Origin of the sequence: Sphingopyxis sp., assembly GCF_035565275.1 — a bacterium.
In the GTDB taxonomy this organism is placed as follows: Bacteria; Pseudomonadota; Alphaproteobacteria; order Sphingomonadales; family Sphingomonadaceae; genus Sphingopyxis.
On record NZ_DATMST010000293.1, the window covers coordinates 1 to 4,620 of the forward strand.

A 4,620-nucleotide genomic window follows, 5' to 3' on the forward strand; every position below is an offset into this window, starting at 1 on the left:
GCTCGGCTTCGCGCGCCGTGCGCTCGACGAGGCGACCGCGCGCGCGAAGGTCCGCAAGCTGGGCACCGGCACGCTCGCCGACAATGCGATCACCCAGTCGAAGCTCGCCGAAATGGTCCTCGACGTCGATACGTCGGCGCTGCTGATCTATCGCGCCGGCTGGCTGCGCGACGTGCGCGGCGAGCGCAACACGCGCGAAGCGGCGCTGGCAAAGCTGCACGCAACCGACAGCGCGCAGGCGGTGATCGACAAGGCGGTGCAGATGTTCGGCGGGCTCGGCGTGACCGTCGGCGCCCCGGTCGAGGCGCTCTACCGCGAGGTACGCGCACTGCGCATCTACGAAGGCGCGTCGGAAGTGCAGAAGGTCGTCATCGCGCGCCAGCACCTCGCCCAGAGCGCATCCTGATGTTCCGGACCAGCCTGCCGCTGCGCTTCGCGCACTGCGACCCCGCGGGCATCGCCTATTACCCGCGCTATTTCGAACTGTGCGACGCGGCGATCGAGGACTGGACTGCGGCGGTGCTCGGCATCGACCGCCGCGAGATGCACCTCGAAATGGGGCTCGGCCTGCCCACCGTCAGCCTGCACGCTGACTTCGCCGAGCCGAGCCGGCTTGGCGACATGCTCGATTTCACCGTCCGCGTCACGCGCGTCGGGCGCAGTTCGGTCGACCTCGCGGTCGATATCGGCTGCGCCGGCGAGCCGCGCTTTACCGTAATCTACACCCAGGTGCTTACCGACCTTGCCGAAGGGCAGTCGCGCGCCTGGCCCCCCGAATTGCTCGAACGCCTCAACAAGGAAGCCACATCATGACTGCCCATCAAAGCCTGCTCCCGCCCGGCTGGAAACGCCCGCGCGGCTATGCCAACGGCGTCGCCGCGAGCGGCCGCATGGTCTTCACCGCCGGCGTCGTCGGCTGGGATGCCGAAGAACGCTTCGTCGCGACCGACCTTGCGGGGCAGTTCCGCCAGATTCTCGTCAACACGCTCGCCATCCTCGCCGAAGGCGGCGCGGGACCCGAGCATATCGTGCGGATGACCTGGTATGTGACGAGCCGCGACGAATATCTCGCCAGCCTGCCCGCGATAGGCGAAGCCTATCGCGACCTGATCGGCAAGAATTTCCCCGCGATGGCGGTGGTCGAGGTGGTCGCGCTGGTCGAGGCCGCAGCGAAGATCGAGATCGAGACGATCGCGGTCGTCGCCGAGCCCGGCCTCTAGGCGAGGACGCGCGGGGCGCGTGCCGGCGCCCCGCTCTCCTATTTCACCAGCAGGATGCGGCTCGCGGGCGGATTGGTCCATTCAAACCCGCCCCCGGTCACCACCCCGTTGTCCTCGAGCGGGATCTTGATCTTGCGCCCGCCCCATTCGGGAACGGGGGTATAGAGAAACAGCTCGATCGACAGGAAATTGCCGGGGCGAAGCGTATAGGTCATGCGCAGCGGGTTGAAATCGGCCATCGACGGTCCCGACCCGTGCCCCCAGTCGCCGACCGAATGGCTGCCGATCACGACGTCCGATACCTTCGTATCGGCGCTCGGATCGTCATAACGCCCCAGCACGAGTCCCGGTGTTTCGGCGACGCGGCGATTCACCGCCGCCAGCGCGTCGCCCGCGGTGACGCCGGGACGCACCACGTCGAGGATCATCTCCCGGATCTCCGCCGCCTTGTCGAAGGCGCGCTGCACCCCCGGCGGCGGCGCGGTCTCGCCCGGCTTCAGCACATAGGCCATGCGCTTCATGTCGGTATAGGAAAGCAGGTAATTGACCCCCCAGTCCATCGTGATCAGGTCGCCCGGCTGGATGACATGGTCGCCCGAGGTCGGGCCGCGTTCGCCGGGGCCGAGCACATAGATGCTCGGGATGCCGAAGCTGTTTCCCAGCCCTTCCCTGTGCAATTCTTCCATCATCCACCAGGCGACGTCGCCGGTCGTGGTCCGGCCGGGCTGGATCACCTCGTTCGACAGCGCGCGCTCGGCGATCGTTCGCGAATAATCGCCCGCGCGGGCAAAGGCGGCGATTTCGGCCGCGGTGTGCCGCGACCGGAAATCGGACACCAGCTTTTCCGCCGACACCAGCCGCGACGCGAATTCGGGGCCGAGCGTCTCGCGCAATGTTTCGTGCAGGCTGTGGCTGAGGCCGTCTGCCGTGCCGATCTCGGTCGCGATATTGATGCCGATGCGTTTCGGCGCCCGTTCCGCGACAAGGCGCGCCAGGTCCGCCGGCGAGGCCTTCATGTCGTATAGCGGGCATTGATCGAACGCCGCGCCGCCGATTCCCATCGCCACGCGCTCGATCCGTTCGCCGCCGCGATCGGTGAAGACATAATAGCCGACATCGCCGACATAGCCGCCGCCGAGCATCGCGGCGTTGGGATCGTCATGTCCCTCGCGCGAGGCAACGATCCACATGTCGATGTCATTTTCGCGCATCGCTTGGGGAAGGATCAGATCGAGCTTTTCCGTCCGTATCTGGCACAGCTGATCCCAGCGCCGCTTCGCTTCCTGCGCCGGTGCCGGCGTCGCGGCGAGCGCCGAAAGCACCGCCAGGCCCAAAAACAGCCGATCGAGTCGATTCGCCCGCATGTTCATCCTCTTCAACCGACGCGAGCCTTCACGGAGACCGCGACGCCCGCCAGCGTAAAAATATATTTTCATATTCACACGAATATTGTTTGATTCCGATGTTAGCAGGGAGGGCGTGATCCGCAAGGCTTCTGCGCGCAGGCGCACCATCGGCCTTTTGCCGGGAAGCGTCTGTTCAGGAACATCAATGCCATGACACCGGGCGCAGAAATCGGGACCGTCACACGAACATCACCGACACCGGTCTATCGGCCGGGCCGGGCTTTCGCACGTTCGATCACCATAACTAAGTGCAAATACATATGTTTTCGGCTAATTCGCTGTCAGCGCCGGCCCGCATTGACGGAACGGCTTGATCGAACAAGACATTTGAGGAACACATGAACACAAGGTCGACGGGGAAATCGGCAGGCAGGGCAGAGGAAAAAATGGAAAATCGTGGCGATTATGACCCGAGCAGTCCGACCTTCCGCCTGGAAAACTCGCCATTCTACCTGATGGCGCATGCCGATTTCAAATATCACGAGGATATGGACAAGGTGCTGCACAAGCACGGTGTGTCCAAGCCCATCTATCGCGTCATGACGGTGCTGCGCGAACATCAGCCCGCGAGCATCGGCGCGATCGCCGAAGCCGCGCTGACCAAGCGGTCGACGATCAGCCGGATCATCGACCGGATGATCGAACAGGGGCTCGTCACGACCGAACCCAATCCGGAGGACAACCGGATCACCGAGGTCACGCTGACCGCCACGGGCCAGCAGACGCTGCGCAAGCTGACCCCGATCGTCGGGCGCCAGTTCACGCGCGCGATGGACGGTGTCAGCAATCGCGACATCGCCCATCTGCTGCGCACGCTTCAGAAGATCAGCGCCAACCTCAGCAAGCTTCCGATCGAATAGCCCCGGCTGCTCAGCGCGCCGGGGCGTCGACGACGACCTTGCCGTCGGCGACGACATAGCGGACGTCACGAAGATTCTTCAACGAATCGAGCGGATTGGCGCCGACTATTAAAAGGTCGGCGATCTTGCCCTTCTCGACCGTTCCGAGCTTGTCGCCCATGCGCATGATCTCTGCCCCGACGCGCGTGGCCGATGCCAGGACATCGGCGTTGCTCATCCCCGCCTCGCTCAGATAATCGAGTTCGCGGAAATAGGCGTCGGGATAGCGCACGTCGTTTTCGAACGGGATATCGGTGCCGACGCCGATCGGCACCCCGGCGCGATAGGCTTCGGCGACGCGTTTCAGATGATCCTGCTGATCGATCACGAAACGGCGCGAATGGGTGTGATAGAAACCGCCGGTGGGGATTCCCGCGGTCGGATAACCGCCGGTCAGCAGATTGTCGAAGGCCCCGATGGTGGGCACGAAAGCCGTGCCATGCTTCTTCATCAGCGGCACCGCCTGGTCGCTCATCAGCAATGGATGCTCGAGCGTGTCGACCCCCGCCTCGATCGCCCAGTCGGTATATTTGCCATAGCTGTCGATCGCGACGGGCACCCCCAGCGAATGCGCCTCGTCGATCGCGGCGGCGATTTCCTCCTTGTCGGCGGGCGCGCCAAGCTTGATCCAGTCGGCAAGACTGCGGATCTGCTGCCGCACCGCCGTACGCCACTCCCACGGGCCGTTGAAACCCTTGCTGGTTCCGCCAAGACCGGGCTTTTGCCGGCCGGTCGCGGTCGAGGTCACTTCGTCGCCATGGCCGCCGGTCGTCGCGATGATGCGTCCGCTCCACAGCACACGCGGCCCGCGGATGATTCCGCGATCGACCCCTTCCTTGATACGCAGCGCGACATCATCGACCGTACCGACGTCGCGCGCCGCGGTGATGCCGGCGCCGATCAACTGTTCGGCCAGCGCGACGCCCCGGATCGCGGCGCCCACCGGACTGTCCGAATATTTGCCGAAGTCATGGCAGCGCTGCTGGGTGAAATGGATATGGAGGTCGATCAGGCCCGGCATGATATAAAGGCCGGTCGCGTCGATGGTTCGCGCGGCCCCGGCCGGCACCGGGGTTGCCCCCGCCGCCCCGGCCC

General features: G+C 64.9%; 6 protein-coding genes. 4 read left to right on the top strand and 2 right to left on the bottom strand.

The features are described from left to right. The 3 genes from VN047_RS19170 to VN047_RS19180 form a co-directional block, all read left to right on the top strand. Nucleotides 1-406 (top strand): acyl-CoA dehydrogenase family protein (locus tag VN047_RS19170; protein WP_325545506.1); only part of this gene is annotated, 406 nt, incomplete at its 5' end. Continuing rightward, nucleotides 406-813 (top strand): thioesterase family protein, encoded by a 408-nt coding sequence (locus VN047_RS19175; RefSeq protein ID WP_325545508.1) that lies wholly within the window; start codon nucleotides 406-408, stop codon nucleotides 811-813. The genes VN047_RS19170 and VN047_RS19175, both read left to right, overlap by 1 nt. Beyond that, nucleotides 810-1,220, top strand: a complete 411-nt coding sequence (locus tag VN047_RS19180) for a RidA family protein (protein ID WP_325545509.1) — start codon at nucleotides 810-812, stop codon at nucleotides 1,218-1,220. The genes VN047_RS19175 and VN047_RS19180 overlap by 4 nt, the downstream gene beginning before the upstream one ends. 38 nt (nucleotides 1,221-1,258) lie before the next feature. Here the strand turns inward: VN047_RS19180 and VN047_RS19185 are convergent, their stop codons facing one another. Beyond that, a complete protein-coding gene (locus VN047_RS19185) occupies nucleotides 1,259-2,584 on the bottom strand; it encodes a M24 family metallopeptidase (protein WP_325545511.1) in 1,326 nt (441 codons plus the stop codon). A gap of 428 nt (nucleotides 2,585-3,012) precedes the next feature. Here VN047_RS19185 and VN047_RS19190 point away from each other — a divergent pair, with 428 nt between their 5' ends. Further along, nucleotides 3,013-3,486, top strand: a complete 474-nt coding sequence (locus tag VN047_RS19190; RefSeq protein ID WP_325545513.1) for a MarR family transcriptional regulator — start codon at nucleotides 3,013-3,015, stop codon at nucleotides 3,484-3,486. 10 nt (nucleotides 3,487-3,496) lie between these two features. On the opposite strand, the gene VN047_RS19195 is transcribed toward VN047_RS19190, so the two are convergent. Beyond that, the coding region (locus tag VN047_RS19195; RefSeq protein WP_325545515.1) for an amidohydrolase family protein at nucleotides 3,497-4,620 on the bottom strand (1,124 nt) is incomplete at its 5' end.

Coding starts and splice junctions, on each gene's coding strand:
- VN047_RS19175 (WP_325545508.1), top strand. CDS start 406: ATGTTCCGGACCAGCCTGCCGCTGCGCTTCGCGCACTGCGACCCCGCG.
- VN047_RS19180 (WP_325545509.1), top strand. CDS start 810: ATGACTGCCCATCAAAGCCTGCTCCCGCCCGGCTGGAAACGCCCGCGC.
- VN047_RS19185 (WP_325545511.1), bottom strand. CDS start 2,584: ATGCGGGCGAATCGACTCGATCGGCTGTTTTTGGGCCTGGCGGTGCTT.
- VN047_RS19190 (WP_325545513.1), top strand. CDS start 3,013: ATGGAAAATCGTGGCGATTATGACCCGAGCAGTCCGACCTTCCGCCTG.